Annotated in this window: 18 protein-coding genes and 1 tRNA gene; 11 read left to right on the forward strand and 8 right to left on the reverse strand. The window is 60.2% G+C overall.

Translation table 11 applies throughout. The features are described from left to right. Positions 1–132: 132 nt before the first annotated feature. The 6 genes from EC919_RS26290 (at position 133) to cysG (ending at position 7,645) form a co-directional block, all read left to right on the forward strand. The gene (locus EC919_RS26290; protein WP_133777206.1) at positions 133–2,538 is read left to right on the forward strand and encodes a DNA translocase FtsK; all 2,406 of its coding nucleotides are present in this window, start codon (positions 133–135) and stop codon (positions 2,536–2,538) included. 76 nt (positions 2,539–2,614) lie between these two features. Further along, positions 2,615–3,238 (forward strand): outer membrane lipoprotein chaperone LolA, encoded by a 624-nt coding sequence (lolA, locus tag EC919_RS26295; RefSeq protein ID WP_133777208.1) that lies wholly within the window; start codon positions 2,615–2,617, stop codon positions 3,236–3,238. Between the two features lie 18 nt (positions 3,239–3,256). Further along, the gene (locus tag EC919_RS26300) at positions 3,257–4,579 is read left to right on the forward strand and encodes a replication-associated recombination protein A (RefSeq protein WP_133777210.1); all 1,323 of its coding nucleotides are present in this window, start codon (positions 3,257–3,259) and stop codon (positions 4,577–4,579) included. Continuing rightward, positions 4,579–4,953: a fluoride efflux transporter CrcB gene (gene crcB, locus EC919_RS26305; RefSeq protein WP_133777212.1), complete on the forward strand. Its 375-nt coding sequence runs from the start codon at positions 4,579–4,581 to the stop codon at positions 4,951–4,953. Before EC919_RS26300 ends, crcB begins: the two co-directional genes overlap by 1 nt. A gap of 16 nt (positions 4,954–4,969) precedes the next feature. Continuing rightward, the gene (gene serS / locus EC919_RS26310) at positions 4,970–6,250 is read left to right on the forward strand and encodes a serine--tRNA ligase (RefSeq protein ID WP_133777214.1); all 1,281 of its coding nucleotides are present in this window, start codon (positions 4,970–4,972) and stop codon (positions 6,248–6,250) included. Then, positions 6,251–7,645, forward strand: a complete 1,395-nt coding sequence (gene cysG, locus EC919_RS26315; protein WP_133777216.1) for a siroheme synthase CysG — start codon at positions 6,251–6,253, stop codon at positions 7,643–7,645. It abuts the gene before it with no gap. A gap of 324 nt (positions 7,646–7,969) precedes the next feature. Here the strand turns inward: cysG and EC919_RS26320 are convergent, their stop codons facing one another. The 7 genes from EC919_RS26320 to EC919_RS26350 form a co-directional block, all read right to left on the reverse strand. After that, positions 7,970–8,971 (reverse strand): glutathione S-transferase family protein, encoded by a 1,002-nt coding sequence (locus EC919_RS26320; protein ID WP_133777219.1) that lies wholly within the window; start codon positions 8,969–8,971, stop codon positions 7,970–7,972. 97 nt (positions 8,972–9,068) lie between these two features. After that, positions 9,069–10,070 (reverse strand): glycosyl transferase family protein, encoded by a 1,002-nt coding sequence (locus tag EC919_RS26325; RefSeq protein ID WP_133777221.1) that lies wholly within the window; start codon positions 10,068–10,070, stop codon positions 9,069–9,071. After that, on the reverse strand, positions 10,067–10,402 hold the full coding sequence (locus EC919_RS26330; RefSeq protein ID WP_133777223.1) for a TusE/DsrC/DsvC family sulfur relay protein: 336 nt from the start codon (positions 10,400–10,402) through the stop codon (positions 10,067–10,069). Before EC919_RS26330 ends, EC919_RS26325 begins: the two co-directional genes overlap by 4 nt. Further along, positions 10,399–10,698: a sulfurtransferase complex subunit TusB gene (gene tusB, locus EC919_RS26335; protein ID WP_133777225.1), complete on the reverse strand. Its 300-nt coding sequence runs from the start codon at positions 10,696–10,698 to the stop codon at positions 10,399–10,401. The genes EC919_RS26330 and tusB overlap by 4 nt, the downstream gene beginning before the upstream one ends. Further along, positions 10,698–11,060 (reverse strand): sulfurtransferase complex subunit TusC, encoded by a 363-nt coding sequence (gene tusC / locus EC919_RS26340; protein WP_133777227.1) that lies wholly within the window; start codon positions 11,058–11,060, stop codon positions 10,698–10,700. Before tusC ends, tusB begins: the two co-directional genes overlap by 1 nt. Before the next feature lies 1 nt (position 11,061). Beyond that, the gene (gene tusD / locus EC919_RS26345) at positions 11,062–11,454 is read right to left on the reverse strand and encodes a sulfurtransferase complex subunit TusD (protein ID WP_133777229.1); all 393 of its coding nucleotides are present in this window, start codon (positions 11,452–11,454) and stop codon (positions 11,062–11,064) included. A gap of 114 nt (positions 11,455–11,568) precedes the next feature. Further along, positions 11,569–12,240: a Bax inhibitor-1/YccA family protein gene (locus EC919_RS26350; protein WP_133777231.1), complete on the reverse strand. Its 672-nt coding sequence runs from the start codon at positions 12,238–12,240 to the stop codon at positions 11,569–11,571. A gap of 170 nt (positions 12,241–12,410) precedes the next feature. Here EC919_RS26350 and EC919_RS26355 point away from each other — a divergent pair. Beyond that, positions 12,411–12,501: transfer RNA gene (locus EC919_RS26355), tRNA-Ser, on the forward strand. Between the two features lie 186 nt (positions 12,502–12,687). Next, positions 12,688–13,497, forward strand: a complete 810-nt coding sequence (locus tag EC919_RS26360; RefSeq protein WP_243842349.1) for a LexA family transcriptional regulator — start codon at positions 12,688–12,690, stop codon at positions 13,495–13,497. Between the two features lie 90 nt (positions 13,498–13,587). Here EC919_RS26360 and EC919_RS26365 read toward each other — a convergent pair whose 3' ends face one another. Next, positions 13,588–13,908: a DUF1654 domain-containing protein gene (locus EC919_RS26365; RefSeq protein WP_133777233.1), complete on the reverse strand. Its 321-nt coding sequence runs from the start codon at positions 13,906–13,908 to the stop codon at positions 13,588–13,590. Positions 13,909–14,404: 496 nt separating this feature from the next. Here EC919_RS26365 and EC919_RS26370 point away from each other — a divergent pair, with 496 nt between their 5' ends. From EC919_RS26370 to EC919_RS26380, 3 genes are all read left to right on the forward strand, one after another. Further along, the gene (locus tag EC919_RS26370; protein WP_133777235.1) at positions 14,405–14,608 is read left to right on the forward strand and encodes a Com family DNA-binding transcriptional regulator; all 204 of its coding nucleotides are present in this window, start codon (positions 14,405–14,407) and stop codon (positions 14,606–14,608) included. Next, the gene (locus tag EC919_RS26375) at positions 14,598–15,770 is read left to right on the forward strand and encodes a cellulase family glycosylhydrolase (protein WP_133777237.1); all 1,173 of its coding nucleotides are present in this window, start codon (positions 14,598–14,600) and stop codon (positions 15,768–15,770) included. The genes EC919_RS26370 and EC919_RS26375 overlap by 11 nt, the downstream gene beginning before the upstream one ends. Positions 15,771–16,045: 275 nt before the next feature. Next, entirely contained in the window at positions 16,046–16,363 is a 318-nt protein-coding gene (locus EC919_RS26380) for a phage holin, lambda family (protein WP_133777239.1), read from the forward strand. Positions 16,364–16,407 lie beyond the last annotated feature (44 nt).

Raw genomic sequence — 16,407 nt, forward strand, 5'->3', positions numbered from 1 at the left:
GCGTGCGTTATCGCAGGCGTGGTTTTCCCGAGCGTCAAGCCGCTGTTCAGGATAGCCAATGCCATTTCGTCAAGGCAGTCGTACACAGTCAATCATCAGATGTTCGCGCTTGCGCGCAGGAATTGAAGCGTTTTGAAGAAATCCACCATAGCACCCACCCCCGTTCCGCTTTGGCGGCAGCACCTGCACTACCGGCTCAAGGAAGGTGCACTGATCGCGTTCGGCGCACTTTGCCTCTATCTGATCATGGCGCTGTTGACCTACGATCAGGGCGATCCGGGCTGGAGTCACACGAGCAGCTCGGCCCAGGTACAGAACGCTGCAGGCCTTGCCGGTGCTTATTCCGCCGACATCCTGTTCATGATCCTCGGCTACTTCGCCTACATCTTCCCGTTGCTGCTGGGCGTCAAGGCCTATCAGGTTTTCCGCCATCGCCATGAGCCATGGCAATGGAGCGGCTGGCTGTTCTCCTGGCGCATGATCGGTCTGGTATTTCTCGTGCTGGCCGGCGCTTCGCTGGCGCACTTGCACTTTCATTCTGCATCGGGCCTGCCGGGCTCGGCCGGCGGCGTGCTGGGCGAGGTGCTGGGCGATCTGGCCAAGCGCGCGCTGAATGTCCAGGGCAGCACCTTGCTGTTCATCGCCTTGTTCCTCTTCGGCCTGACCGTGTTCACCGATTTGTCCTGGTTCAAGGTCATGGACAACACCGGCAAGATCACGCTGGACCTGATCGAGCTGTTCACCGGCTCGGTCAACCGCTGGTGGACCGCCCGCAACGAGCGCAAGCAGATGGTGGCTCAGCTGCGTGAAGTCGACATGCGTGTCGACGAAGTGGTCGCTCCGGTGGCCCCGGATCGTCGGGAGCAGGCCAAAGCCAAGGAACGCATCATTGAGCGCGAGCAAGCACTGACCGAACACATGGCCGCCCGTGAGAAGCACGTGCCCGCCGTCATTGCGCCGGCACCGCCACGGGCACCGGAGCCGAGCAAGCGCGTACAGAAAGAGAAACAGACGCCGTTGTTCGTCGACAGCGCCGTGGAAGGCACCTTGCCACCGATCTCTATCCTCGACCCGGCCGAGAAGAAGCAGCTCAACTATTCGCCTGAATCCTTGGCGGCGGTGGGTCATCTGCTGGAGATCAAGCTCAAGGAATTCGGCGTCGAGGTCACCGTGGACTCGATTCATCCGGGCCCGGTGATTACCCGTTACGAAATCCAGCCGGCTGCCGGCGTGAAAGTCAGCCGTATCTCGAACCTGGCGAAAGACCTTGCGCGCTCCCTGGCAGTGACCAGCGTCCGTGTGGTTGAGGTCATTCCCGGCAAGACCACCGTCGGTATCGAAATCCCCAATGAGGATCGCCAGATCGTGCGCTTCTCCGAGGTCCTCTCGACGCCGGAGTACGACGACGCAAAATCGCCGGTCACCCTTGCGCTGGGTCATGACATCGGCGGCAAGCCGGTCATCACCGACCTCGCCAAGATGCCCCACCTGCTGGTCGCCGGTACCACCGGTTCCGGTAAATCGGTGGGCGTGAACGCCATGATCCTGTCGATCCTGTTCAAGTCCGGGCCGGAAGACGCCAAACTGATCATGATCGACCCGAAAATGCTCGAGCTGTCGATCTACGAAGGCATCCCGCATCTGCTGTGCCCGGTGGTCACAGATATGAAGGACGCCGCCAACGCTTTGCGCTGGTCGGTGGCCGAGATGGAACGCCGCTACAAACTGATGGCCAAGATGGGCGTGCGTAACCTGTCGGGTTTCAACCAGAAGGTACGCGAAGCCGAGGAAGCCGGCACGCCGCTGTCTGACCCGCTGTACCACCGCGAAAGCATTCACGACGAAGCGCCGCTGCTGACCAAGCTGCCGACCATCGTCGTGGTGGTCGACGAGTTCGCCGACATGATGATGATCGTCGGCAAGAAGGTCGAAGAACTCATCGCCCGTATTGCCCAGAAGGCCCGTGCGGCAGGTATCCACTTGATCCTCGCGACCCAGCGACCTTCGGTGGACGTGATCACCGGCCTGATCAAGGCGAACATTCCGACGCGCATGGCGTTCCAGGTGTCGAGCAAAATCGACTCCCGGACCATCATCGATCAGGGCGGCGCCGAGCAACTGCTCGGTCATGGCGACATGCTCTACATGCCGCCGGGCACCAGCCTGCCGATTCGTGTGCACGGCGCGTTCGTGTCGGACGAAGAGGTTCACCGCGTCGTTGAGGCGTGGAAGCTGCGTGGAACGCCCAACTACAACGACGACATCCTGGCCGGCGTTGAAGAGCCGGGCAGTGGCTTCGACGGCGGTGGCGGCGGCGGTGATGGCGAAGACAGCGAAAGCGACGCGCTGTACGACGAGGCGGTCAAGTTCGTGCTGGAAAGCCGTCGTGCGTCGATCTCTGCGGTGCAGCGCAAACTGAAGATTGGCTACAACCGCGCCGCACGCATGATCGAAACCATGGAAAACGCCGGCGTCGTGACACCCATGAATACCAACGGCTCGCGCGAAGTGATTGCGCCAGCCCCTGTGCGTGACTGACACTTCCCGGTCGTGCTTTACCGGGCGGCGCCATCGCGGCGATGCCCGGCTTCAACCATAATCAAAGAGGAATCCCATGCGTCTTATCCGCATGCTGTTGGTATCTGCACTGGCTTTTTCCGCTCTCTCGGCCCACGCCGACGACAAGGACGTGGCACGTCTGACCCAACTGCTGGAAAGCTCGAAAACCCTGAGCGGGCGTTTTTCCCAGCTCACCCTCGACGGGGGCGGCACCCAGTTGCAGGAAACTGCCGGTGAGATGACCCTGCAGCGTCCGGGCCTGTTCTACTGGCACACCGACGCGCCGCAAGAGCAAACGATGGTTTCCGATGGCAAGAAGGTTTCCCTGTGGGACCCTGACCTGGAACAGGTCACCATCAAGACCCTCGACCAGCGCCTGACTCAGACCCCGGCGCTGCTGCTGTCCGGCGATGTCTCAAAAATCAGCGAAAGCTTCGACATCACCGCCAAGGAAGCGGGCGGCGTGATCGACTTCGTGCTCAAGCCTAAATCCAAGGATACGCTGTTCGACAGCCTGCGCCTGTCCTTTCGCAACGGCATGATCAACGACATGCAACTGATCGACAGCGTCGGCCAGCGCACCAATATCCTGTTCACCGGCGTCAAGGCCAATGAGCCTGTCGCGGCGAGCAAATTCCAGTTCCAGATTCCGAAAGGCGCTGACGTCATTCAGGAATAAAAGGGGTTCGCCTGTTTCATGGACCTGTTCAGCACTGAACCGATCGCGCAACCGCTTGCAGCCCGCCTGCGAGCGACTAACCTGGACGAGTACGTCGGCCAGCAGCACCTGCTCGCCCACGGCAAGCCACTGCGTGAAGCGCTGGAGCAGGGCGCGCTGCATTCGATGATTTTCTGGGGGCCGCCCGGCGTCGGTAAAACCACGCTGGCGCGGTTGCTGGCGAAAGTCTCCGACGCGCATTTTGAAACGGTGTCGGCGGTGCTGGCGGGGGTCAAAGAGATCCGCCAAGCGGTGGAGATTGCCAAGCAACAGGCCGGTCAGTACGGCCGCCGCACCATACTGTTCGTCGACGAAGTGCACCGCTTCAACAAGTCGCAGCAGGACGCGTTTCTGCCCTACGTCGAAGACGGCACGCTGATCTTCATCGGCGCCACCACCGAAAACCCCTCATTCGAACTCAATAACGCGCTGCTCTCCCGCGCCCGTGTCTATGTTCTCAAAAGCCTGGACGAAGGGGCGCTGCGTCAGTTGGTCAACCGCGCGCTGACCGAAGAACGCGGGCTGGGCAATCGGCATCTGAGCCTAGGCGACGAGGCGTTCAAGACGCTTCTGGCCGCAGCGGATGGCGATGGCCGGCGGATGCTCAATCTGCTGGAGAACGCCTCGGACCTGGCGGAAGACGGCAGCGAAATCGATCCCGAATTGCTGCAGAGCCTGCTCGGTGACAGCCGCCGTCGTTTCGACAAGGGCGGCGAAGCGTTCTACGACCAGATCTCCGCGTTGCACAAATCCATTCGCGGCTCTAACCCTGACGCCGCGCTGTACTGGTTCGCGCGCATGATCGACGGCGGCTGTGACCCGTTGTATCTGGCGCGGCGGGTGGTGCGCATGGCCAGCGAAGACATCGGCAACGCCGATCCGCGCGCCTTGCCGCTGTGCATGTCGGCGTGGGATGTGCAGGAACGCCTCGGCAGCCCGGAAGGCGAGCTGGCCGTGGCCCAGGCCATCGTTTACCTGGCGTGCGCGCCGAAGAGCAACGCCGTGTACATGGGTTTCAAGATGGCCATGCGCGAAGCCACCGAGCATGGCTCGCTGGAAGTGCCGTTGCACCTGCGCAACGCGCCGACCAAGCTGATGAAACAGCTGGGCTACGGCGAAGAATACCGCTACGCCCACGACGAGCCGGACGCTTACGCAGCGGGCGAGGATTACTTCCCGGACGAACTCGAACCGCGCCAGTATTACCAGCCGGTCCCCCGTGGCCTTGAGCTGAAGATCGGTGAAAAGCTCAAACACCTGTCGGCGCTTGACCGCGCAAGCCCCCGTCAACGGAGAAAATAATGATTCAGCTGATTCTTGCCGTGTCCGCCGGTGGCGTGGCTGGTACATTATTGCGCTTCGCCACCGGTAACGTGGTTGCCGCGAACTGGCCGCGCTATTTTTACACGGCCACGTTGGCAGTGAACCTGGTGGGCTGCCTGCTGATCGGTGTGCTCTACGGGCTGTTTCTGATTCGCCCGGAGGTCCCGATTGAAGTGCGCGCCGGATTGATGGTGGGAGTCCTCGGTGGCTTGACGACGTTTTCGTCTTTCTCACTGGACACCATTCGTCTGCTTGAAAGCGGCCAGGCTCCTCTGGCCATTGGTTACGCCCTTATCAGCGTACTGGGCGGGCTGCTCGCGACGTGGGCCGGCCTGTCTTTGACCCGAATTTAATATACGAGAGACCGATATGCTCGACTCCAAACTGCTGCGTACTCAACTTCAGGACGTAGCGGATCGCCTGGCTTCCCGTGGCTTCACTCTGGACGTGGCCCGCATCGAAGCGCTGGAAGCCCAGCGCAAGACGGTGCAGACCCGCACCGAACAGCTTCAGGCCGAGCGTAACGCCCGTTCCAAATCCATCGGCCAGGCCAAGCAACGCGGGGAAGACATCGCGCCGTTGATGGCGGACATCGATCGCATGGCCGAAGAGCTGAGCACCGGCAAGAAAGAGCTGGACGCCATTCAGTCCGAACTCGATGCCATGGCCCTGAGCATGCCGAACCTGCCCCACGAATCGGTCCCGGTGGGTGCTGACGAAGAAGAAAACGTCGAAGTGCGCACATGGGGCACGCCGGCGTCGTTCGACTTCGCGGTTCAGGACCACGTTGCCCTGGGCGAGAAGTTCGGCTGGCTGGATTTCGAAACCGCCGCCAAACTGTCCGGCGCCCGTTTCGCCCTGTTGCGTGGCCCGATCGCGCGCCTGCACCGTGCGCTGGCGCAATTCATGATCACGCTGCACATCAACGAGCATGGTTACGAAGAGACTTACACGCCGTATCTGGTCCAGGCGCCTGCGTTACAGGGCACCGGCCAGTTGCCGAAATTCGAAGAAGACCTGTTCAAGATCTCCCGCGAAGGCGAGGCGGATCTGTACCTGATCCCGACCGCCGAAGTGTCGCTGACCAACATCGTCTCCGGCGAAATCATCGACGCCAAACAGCTGCCGTTGAAATTCGTCGCCCACACCCCGTGCTTCCGCAGCGAAGCCGGCGCGTCGGGGCGAGATACTCGCGGCATGATCCGTCAGCACCAGTTCGACAAGGTCGAGATGGTGCAGATCGTCGAGCCGGAAAAATCCATGGAAGCGCTGGAGAGTCTGACCGGTCACGCCGAACGCGTTCTGCAACTGCTCGAGTTGCCGTACCGCGTCCTGGCGTTGTGCACCGGCGACATGGGTTTCAGCGCAGTGAAAACCTACGACCTGGAAGTGTGGATTCCAAGCCAGGACAAATACCGTGAAATCTCGTCGTGCTCCAACTGCGGCGATTTCCAGGCGCGTCGCATGCAGGCGCGCTGGCGCAATCCGGAAACCGGCAAGCCGGAACTGGTTCACACGCTGAACGGTTCGGGTCTTGCTGTGGGTCGCACGCTGGTGGCGGTGCTGGAAAACTACCAGCAGGCCGACGGCTCGATCCGCGTACCGGACGTCCTCAAGCCCTGGATGGGCGGCATCGAGGTGATCGGCTAAATGGAATTTCTGCCGCTGTTCCATAACCTTCGGGGCGCTCAAGTGCTGGTGGTCGGCGGCGGCGAGATTGCCCTGCGCAAGTCTCGCCTGCTGGCTGAGGCCGGGGCGGTGCTCCGCGTGGTTGCTCCCGAGATCGGGACGGAAGTGCGCGAGCTGATCGAGCGCAGCGGCGGTGAACAGATTCTGCGCGGCTACACCGAGTCGGACCTCAACGGCTGCGTGCTGATCATCGCTGCCACCGACGACGAGCCGCTCAATGCTCAGGTGTCAGCCGATGCACGCCAGCGCGGCGTGCCGGTCAATGTGGTGGATGCGCCTGCGCTGTGCAGCGTGATCTTCCCGGCGATCGTCGACCGGTCGCCGCTGGTGATCGCGGTGTCCAGCGGTGGTGATGCGCCGGTGCTGGCACGGCTGATCCGCGCCAAGCTGGAAACCTGGATTCCGCCGACTTACGGGCATCTGGCCGGTCTGGCCGCGCGCTTCCGTCATCAGGTGAAAGGGCTGTTTCCCAACGTTCAGCAGCGTCGGGCGTTCTGGGAGGATGTATTTCAGGGGCCCATCGCTGACCGGCAACTGGCCGGGCAGGGCGCTGAAGCCGAGCGGTTGCTGCGAGCGAAGATCGACGGCGATGCGCCGGCCACGACCGGTGAGGTTTACCTCGTGGGCGCGGGGCCGGGCGATCCTGATCTGCTGACCTTTCGCGCACTGCGTCTGATGCAGCAGGCGGACGTCGTGCTGTACGACCGCTTGGTTGCGCCGGCGATTCTGGATTTGTGCCGCCGCGACGCCGACCGGGTCTACGTGGGCAAGCAGCGCGCCGATCACGCTTTGCCCCAGGATCAGATCAACCAGCAACTGGTGGACCTGGCCAAGCAGGGCAAACGCGTGGTGCGGCTCAAGGGGGGCGATCCGTTCATCTTCGGCCGTGGCGGCGAGGAAATCGAGGAGCTGGCAGCCCACGGTATTCCTTTTCAGGTCGTGCCTGGCATCACCGCGGCCAGTGGTTGTGCGGCGTATGCGGGGATTCCGCTGACCCATCGCGATCACGCGCAGTCCGTGCGTTTCGTGACGGGCCACCTCAAGAACGGCTCTACCGACCTGCCTTGGAAGGATCTGGTGTCGCCGTCGCAGACATTGGTGCTCTACATGGGCCTGATCGGGCTACCGGTCATTTGCGAGCAGTTGATCAAACACGGTCGCTCTGCCGATACCCCGGCTGCGCTGATTCAGCAGGGCACCACCGTCAACCAGCGCGTCTTCACCGGCACACTGGCCAACCTGCCGCAATTGGTCGCGGAGCATGAGGTTCATGCACCGACGCTGGTTATTGTGGGGGAAGTGGTGAAACTGCGGGAGAAACTGGCATGGTTCGAAGGGGCGCAGGCAAGCGTTTGATTCCGGCCCCAGTCCGATTGGGTTGGTAATCGATCGGGGTCGGACGCAAACCTTTGGGCCCGCACAGGACGCACGTCGGACGCAAAACCCGTAGGAGCCGGCTTGCTGGCGAACGCGGTGGATCAGGCGCCTCATCTGTAGCTGATCCTCCGCCATCGCGGGCAAGCGCGCTCCTACACGTGATCGTGACCCGTCGAAGATGCACGTCGGACGCAAAACCCGTAGGAGCCGGCTTGCTGGCGAACGCAACTGATCATCGACGAATGTATCGACTGACACGCCGCGTTCGCCAGCAAGCCGGCTCCTACAATTGCATCGTTCAGGTCAGCCGTTCTGCAAAATCCCTTTCCCGCTCAAACGCCCGCGATCATGCTCGCCGCTGAAATCCTGCTGCGGCCCTTTCGGCACGACGCCAGTCGGGTTGATGGTGGCGTGGCTTCCGTAATAGTGATGCTTGATGTGCACGAAATCCACTGTCTCGGCCACGCCCGGCAGCTGGTACATCTCGCGCACCCAGTTGCTCAGGTTCGGGTAGTCGGCAATGCGCCGCAGGTTGCACTTGAAGTGTCCGTGGTACACCGCGTCAAACCGGATCAACGTGGTGAACAGGCGTACATCCGCTTCGGTCAGGTACTCGCCCGCCAGGTAGCGTTTATCGCTCAGCAGGTTTTCCAGCGCATCCAGCTCGGCAAACACTTCATCGAACGCCTCTTCGTACGCACCTTGTAACGTGGCGAAGCCGGCGCGATACACGCCGTTGTTCACGGCCGGGTATATGCGGTCGTTCAGCCGGTCGATCTCGTTGCGCAGCGGCTCCGGGTACAGATCCAGGCGATTGCCGGTAAGGTCATCAAATGCCGAATTGAACATCCGGATGATTTCCGACGATTCATTGCTGACGATGCGATTCAGCCGCTTGTCCCACAGCACCGGTACCGTGACCCGGCCGGTGTAATCGGCGGTGTCGGCGAGGTAGCGCTGGTACATGAAGGTGTGGCCATCCAGCGCATCGCCGGTGGAGCCGGTCTGCTTGTCGAACGTCCAGCCGTTTTCTCGCATCAGCCAACTGACCACGGAGACGTCGATCAGGCTTTCCAGACCCTTGAGCTTGCGCACGATCAACGTGCGGTGGGCCCACGGGCAGGCAAGGGAAACGTACAGATGGTAGCGACCGGCTTCTGCCTTGAAGCCGCCTTCACCGGACGGACCGGGGCGCCCATCGCTGGTGACCCAGTTCCGACGCTTGGCTTGCTCGCGCTGAAAAGCGCCGTCTTTGCTGCTTTCGTACCACTGGTCTTGCCAGCGTCCTTCAACGAGAAGGCCCATGTCTGACTCCAAATTGAGCTGTACCGAAGTACGTTGGAGATCAGTCTAAAGGCAATCGTTCGAACGAATAACGCAAAGACTGGGGGGTAGCTATCGGCTAAATCGATCTGTTCCGGTTCGCCCAATACTGCTCGGCTTGCGCGAAGGCTTCAGCCCGCGGCATCCCGAGGCCTCGCAGTGCAAGCGCGATGGTTGCGATCAGCGCCAGTTGCGGGTAGCTGTCCTCGATATCGCCATTCCAGATCGCGACCAGATGCTGCGGGTCGAGGGTGGCCGGCTTTACGTGGCGACGGTCCGACAGTGCCGGCCATTCCTCATCCCACGGCTGGCCATCGGTGGTGCCGTACAAATGGCTGATGGTGTCGGGATTGATCTCGACCTCACCACCGTCGCCCTTGATCACGATGGCGTGGTCACCGAGCAGGCTGCTGGCGTCGCGATGCACGCCCTGATAGCCCGGATGGAAAATACTCTGCAGCCCACAGCGCGCGCCCAGGGGATTGAGGATGCGCGTCAGCGAGTGGATCGGCGAGCGCAGTCCCAGCGTGTTGCGCAGATCGATCATGCGCTGCAGCTGCGGCGCCCAATCGCCGAGGGGGAAGAACGCAATGTTCTGCTGCTCCAGCGCCTCACCCACCGCCTGCCAGTTGCGGCACAGCGGAATGCCCAACAGGTCCAGCAGCTGCTCGCTGTACAGGCGGCCGGCGGTATGGGCGCCGCCGCCGTGCATCAATACGCGCACGCCATTCTGCGCCAGGCACTTCGCCGCCAGCAGGTACCACGGCAGATGACGCTTTTTGCCAGCGTACGTCGGCCAGTCGATATCGACGTTAAGCTGCGGCGCATGCAGACGCTCGCGCACGGCTTCGGTGAAGCCTGCGAGCTCATCCGGGCTCTCTTCCTTGTGCCGAAGCAACATCAGAAAAGCGCCGAGCTGGGTGTCTTCGACTTTTTCATCGAGCACCATGCCCATGGCTTCCCGGGCTTCAGCGCGGGTCATGTTGCGCGCACCACGCTTGCCCTTGCCGAGAATACGAACGAAGGGCGCGAACGGATGCTCGGCAGGGGTTTCGATGAGAAGGGGGGCGAAGTCGGTCATAGGCAATTGGTCGGCTTGGGCAGGCCCGCCAGCTTGGCGGCAAGTTTGGCGGGAGTGCCGTTGAACAGACGATTCAGGTGCAAGCTGTTGCCTTTGCCGGCGCCCAGCTTCAGCGCGGTGTACTTGACCAGCGGCCGCGTGGCCGGGGACAGCTGAAACTCTGCATAGAACGCGCGCAGCAGTTCGAGAATCTCCCAATGCTCCGGCGTGAGGGGGATGTCCTCCTCAAGGGCCAGGGCTTCGGCGACTTCATCGGACCAGTCGTGCAGGTCTTCGAGATAGCCGTCTTTGTCCAGCGCGATGCTGCGTCCGTCGACGAGAAGCTGTTTCATAGCCACGTGTTGACCTTGTCGTATTGCACCGAGAGCGCGACAAATCCGGCGTAGTCGACGCCTTGGGCCCAGTCAGGCAGCGCGATGTTTCGAGCGGTGGCGTCTTCATCGAGCACGAATAGCTTCAGGGTGCCGGTTTTCGCGCTCAGTGTCCGCGCGGTGGCGGTATCGGCGCGCAACGCATAGGTCGCGTCGCCGCACAAAAGGATTGCGTCTTCGCTGCCGAGCACGCGCAGGCAACTGCTCAGGCGCGAGTCGGTGAACGGGGAGTGAGAGAGTACGTGCAGGGTAGCCATCAGATCGTTATCACCTGGTCGTAACGGTCAATGAGCGCGGCGATCTGCGGGTCATCCAGCACCTGAAGCGGTGCGACGCTCAACCCGGCCGGCTGCATCCCTCGCTCACTCAGGCTGGTGCTGCAGGCGAACAGGTCTTCCACGCCGAACATCGACAACGCCTGAAGGTTGGCGGTCAGGTCTTTCTGCTGCACCTGGCTGGCGTTCTGCGCCGTCGCCAACTGAAGCACGCCGTCGTCCATGAACAGCATGGCCACCGGTAGATCGAACGCGCCGCCGGCCAAAGCAATGTCCAGCGCCTCCCGGGCGTCGGGGCCGGACCAGGGTGCCTGACGGCTGATGATCAATAATGACTTCGCCACGTTACGGCCCTCCAAAACAGATCAAGCGATCGGCCGTCTGCACTGCATCATGTAGCTGACCCAGCCCCGACAGTTCCCAGGGTGCCGGCAGGTTCGCCGCAGATCGCGAATAACGCTCCGCCTCTTCGGCATTCAACACGCCCCGGCGAAGGGCCGCTGCGATGCAGACCACGCCGTCCAGCTGGTGGGTGGTGACGAAATCACGCCATTGCGCGGCGGTGTCCGACTCGTCCTGAGGTGACACGACATTGCCGGACGCGCTGTGCACGCCGTCCTGATAGAAGAACAGACGGACGATGTCATGGCCCTGCGCCAACGCGGCTTTGGCGAACAGCAATGCGCGCCGGGAGGAGGGCGCGTGGGCGGGCGAATGCAGGGCAATGGCGAACTTCATGGGCGGCTCGGTGGGGCGCTGACAGGGAACATGGGCGCAATGATAAAGAATTCACGAACGCCAGACAGCAAAAAGCCCGCCGAAGCGGGCTTTTTGTTGAAGCGGGCAAACTGATCAGTCTTTGCTGCCCATGATGCCGAAGATCTGCAACAGGCTGATGAACAGGTTGTAGATCGATACATACAGGCTGATGGTCGCCATGATGTAGTTGCGCTCACCGCCGTGAATGATCGCGCTGGTCTGGAACAGAATGCAGACCGAGGAGAACAGCACGAAGCCGGCGCTGATCGCCAGTTGCAGGCCGCTGATCTGGAAGAACATGCTGGCCACCACGGCCCCGAGCAACACGAAGAAACCTGCGGTGATGAAGCCGCCGAGGAAGCTCATGTCCTTGCGCGTGATCAGCACGTAAGCCGACAGACCGCCGAAGACCAGGGCCGTCATCGCGAACGCGGAAGCGACGACTTCGGCGCCGCCCTGCATGCCGATGTAACGGTTGAGGATCGGGCCGAGGATGAACCCCATGAAGCCCGTCAGCGCGAACGCCGAAACCAGACCCCACGCCGAATCGCGCAATTTGTTGGTGAGGAAGAACAGACCGTAGAAGCCGATCAGCACGACGAAGACGTTCGGGTAACGCACGTTCATCTGTTGGGCAACGAACGCCATGACGCCGCTGAAGGCGAGGGTGAGGGCCAGAAGGCCGTAAGTGTTGCGCAGGACGCGGCTAACCTCTAGCTGCTCGACCTGCACGCGGTTGTTGACTGCGTAATCCTGTTCGCGCATGGCGCTACTCCTGATGGTGAAATTGAAGGGTTTGAAACCTCAAGTTGCAAAGATCATAACAGAGGCGAGGCAAGGCGCTAGCCGGAGAGTTTGACAGCTTGTTTCATTACGGTATTATGGCGCCCGCAAAGCGAGGGAGGGTTCACAAAACCTTCCGACGCAGATGCTTCGGGGAATTGGCAGAGTGGTTGAATGCACCGGTCTTGAAAACCGGCGAACGTTAATAGCGTTTCTAGGGTTCGAATCCCTAGTTCCCCGCCAAACACAGTAAAAAGCCCTGCTAATGCAGGGCTTTTTCGTTTCCGGGGTTTGGTGCTCGACGGGCTGCTTTTGATCGTATTCTCGCGAATCATGCTGCCCAGGCCGCTAGCATATTAGCAAGCGCTAATCGTCTGTGTGATAGCAGATCGTAATTTACTGTATGCTAACCGGAAGCGATTATTGGGCATGGACATCAACAAACTGAGAGCAGACGCCCTGAAAGCCGTAATGGCCGGGGCTTCGCAGAAAGATTTCGCGAATCAGCACGGCCTTGATGCGTCGTATCTGTCCCAGATTCTTAACGGGCACAGGAACCTCGGCGAGAAAGCCGCTGCGAATTTGGAAGAGAAGATCGGCCTCCCTTCGGGAAGCCTGGTCAGCCCTGCTACGTCCGAAGCTTCTGCGCCAGTGAAAGCCGGGCTTTCGGCGCTGGAACAGCTCAAACAGTCACTCGCCAAGGTGAAAGGCTTTTCAAATGAGGCGCGGGAACGGATTGTGGCGGCGGCCGCCGACCCGGATGGCCAGAGCACAGATGTGCTTCCGGCCAATTTCGCCGCTCTTCGCCCTACCAATGAAGAGATTGTCATTCGTCAGTACGACATCCGCGCAGCGATGGGTCACGGACAGGTGCCGCCGGACTACACTGAGGTGGTGCGCAACCTGGTTGTGAGGGAAGAGATTCTTCGCGAGAAAGGTGTGACGTACACCTCGAAGACAGCGCTGGCAATGATCAGTGGCTGGGGTCAGAGCATGGAAGGAACCATCAACGACAAAGACCTGGTGATCGTCGACAAAGGCGTGCAGGAATTTATCGGCGAGGGGATCTACGTGCTGACCTGGCACCAGGAACTGTACATCAAGCGCGTGATGCGGCTGGACGAAGAGAATTACAGGCTTATTTCAGACAATCAGCATTATGAGAACCAGACGGCAAGGATCGACGACGTAACGATCCATGCGAAGGTTTTATTGATTTGGAACGCAAGGAAGGCCTAGTTGCGCTGACGGACGTTGCCAACCGGGATCGGCACAGGCAGTTTGTTGAAGGTACAGACGCCCGCTTATCAAGCGGGCTTTTTTGTGCCCTTAGAAAGGCGGGGCTTCTTCCAATACTTCGAATTCGTCCCGCACCTGGACGCGCGGATCGTTATCTGACGGCGCCTCCCACTTCAGCGTGACCGAACGGTCTTCATCGTTGAAAACCATCTCTATCCCATCCACCTCTGCGATTGCCCCCATCACGTCGTCCCACTCCCTGTCGCCGTCAGTCTCCAGCTTATGGATCGTCACCCACATCTGATCCTGAGCGATCGGGTGGTTGATCATGCTTGCAACCCTTAGGTTCAGGCGCTCCAGGCCGGACATGGGCACGCGCTCTTGAGGCTTTTTCTTCTCTCGCAGGGACATCAGTTTCTCCTTGATTACTGTATATGCGTACAGCTTTCGTAAGCATACCGACAGTCAGCTGTTTGCAAAACCCCTGTCAGAAATATCGACCTGCCTCGAGCGCCAACCACCCATTACAGACACGGAAATAATTTAGCGTTAGCTATTGACGCATTAATTAGCGTTTGCTAATTTACATCCATCGCAGCGAGATACCGCAGCGATAAATGACTGGTGAAGCCGCCAGATAGCCAGGGATCAGCGAAGTGGTCTCCCAGCCCCGATAAGGGACCGACTGGATTAAAGTTCTTTAAGCAGAACGGAATCACCGATTTCGCTGGCTGGCCTTGGTAACAGGGCCAGACGGGAAATCAACGGAGAAAGAGAGGGCAGCCAGGCGGGTGCACTAACACCCACAGGGATCGCCAGATCGCAGGCTGTACCTGCAAACAAGCCGAGGCCCTTACTCTCCGCGCGAGCGGGGCGGAGCCTGGCAGAAACCAAAAGGCTTCGCAGAATGTTGAAAGATTGCAGATGTGGAAAGTGCAAAAGACTTCTCGCCCGTATAGGCGAGATGACGGAGCTCCAGATCAAGTGTTCCCGGTGCGGGACGTTGAACCATGTGAGGGCCACGTGCCCCGAGCTATCGCCTATGAGCGACATGAATGCGGAATTCTTCGCTAAAAATCATTCGACTCAAGGTAATCAAAATGTCCAATAGCAGCTCAGTAATCGCCCAGCTCAAAAACATTCCTCTGGTAGGAATCAACCTGGGTTCGGTCGCCAATGCTGGTCAAATCCTTCCAGGTTCGGCCGGCACTCATTATCAATGGCCTAATCAGGACACCATCACCCACTGGGTAAAGGATCTAGGCGTACGCCTGATTCGATTCCCTTTCGAGCTCCAACGTGCCATCCAGCTGTCGACGGTAGACGGTCTGCCCGGCCAAGGCGCAAACCTCAATCAGGCGTTCATCGATCAATGGCAGATCATGCTCAAACTGATCAGAGAGGCGTCGAATGGTGAGGCTCGAATTATTCCCGATCCGCACCACTACATGCGCTTGCACCGCTATCAGACCGATGCGAACGGCCAGCTGACCGGCGCGCTTTACCCGAGCGATCAGGCGGGTAACCAAGACGGTTGGAAGGTCACTGAGCAGGTGCTGATTAAAGACGGGAATGCGGTTGGCGGTGGCTCTTGGAGCGCTGTTCATCTGGCAAACTTTCATCAGAAACTGGTCGTTGCATGCGATGACCCTATGGTTCTTGGTTGGGGGTTGGGCAACGAGCCCTATCCCAACCCCAACGCCGGCGCAAAGGACTACATTACGTCGGGCGACTTGGAAACCCTTTACATCAACACGATGAATACCGTGCTGAAGGCCCTGCGCAACAGCTCCAAAAAGCCAGTCTTCATCTGTGGCTTGCAATACGCGAGTGCCAAGGACTGGGCGAGTGTCTCGGCGAATCTACAGTCGAAGATTGTGGATCCGGCGAATTCTATCGTGTGGGAAGCGCACGCCTATGCTGACGTCGATGGCGGATCGAGCGGTGCCTACAACGGCGACAACACCCAAATTTCGCCAACAGCGCTGCGCGACCAAATCGTGGGTCCGTTTCTGACTTACGCCAAAGCCAACAAGATGGCGGCATTCATCGGCGAGACTGGCATTCCACCAACGGATGCTGGCCGTACCGCGCTGAAGAATCTGCTCGACAAAGCCAAGGCTGAGAAAATCCCCGTCACCCTATGGGTCGCGGGTCCGGGCACTGACGGCGAGAAGATGAGCCTTGAAGCGAGTAACCAAGCGGCAACCGTTACGATGTTGAAGCCATACTTCGCTGAGCGCATCACTCAGTGGGGTTACGCGCAAGCGTAGTCTCGCTAGCAGAGCCTGAGCCTCCCATTCCGGGAGGCTCTCCTTCCCATTCTTTCAGTGACCGCGGGTGTGAACACCCGATCCGGAACGCTACATAACAGTACCCGCGCTGCTCCGACGGGCAGCGTGAACGACATGCACTTATTCAGAGCCTCGGCATTTGCCGGGGCTTTTTCGTATTCAGCCCCGCCACGTTCATCGCTCCGAGTAGGGATTGCTGAGGGGCGGACCCATTCCCCGAGCCCGAGAGGGCGTACTGTCGGAGGTCGACGAAGATGCCGGAAAAAACACCTGACTTCTGGGCGCACGTCTGGCTGATCATCACGACGCCGCTCTGGCAAGGAGCAATCATCGCCGCAACCATTTCTCTGTTGCGCGTGCTTTATGAAGGCAAAGAAGCCAACAAATGGCGCGTCGTGCTTGAGGCGCTGATCTGTGGTGCATTGAGCCTGTCAGCCAGCAGCGTCATCGAATGGATGGCCTGGCCATCGAGTCTGTCCGTCGCCGCCGGCGGCACCATAGGGTTCATCGGCGTGACGGCGATCCGCGAGCTGATCATCCGGTTCCTCGGACGCAAGGCGGATTCGTTATGAGCCTCGGGCCCATTGTCGCTGTAGCCAAGCTGGTTCTGCATTGC

This window comes from Pseudomonas graminis (genome assembly GCF_004364335.1).
Lineage (GTDB): Bacteria > Pseudomonadota > Gammaproteobacteria > Pseudomonadales > Pseudomonadaceae > Aquipseudomonas > Aquipseudomonas graminis_D.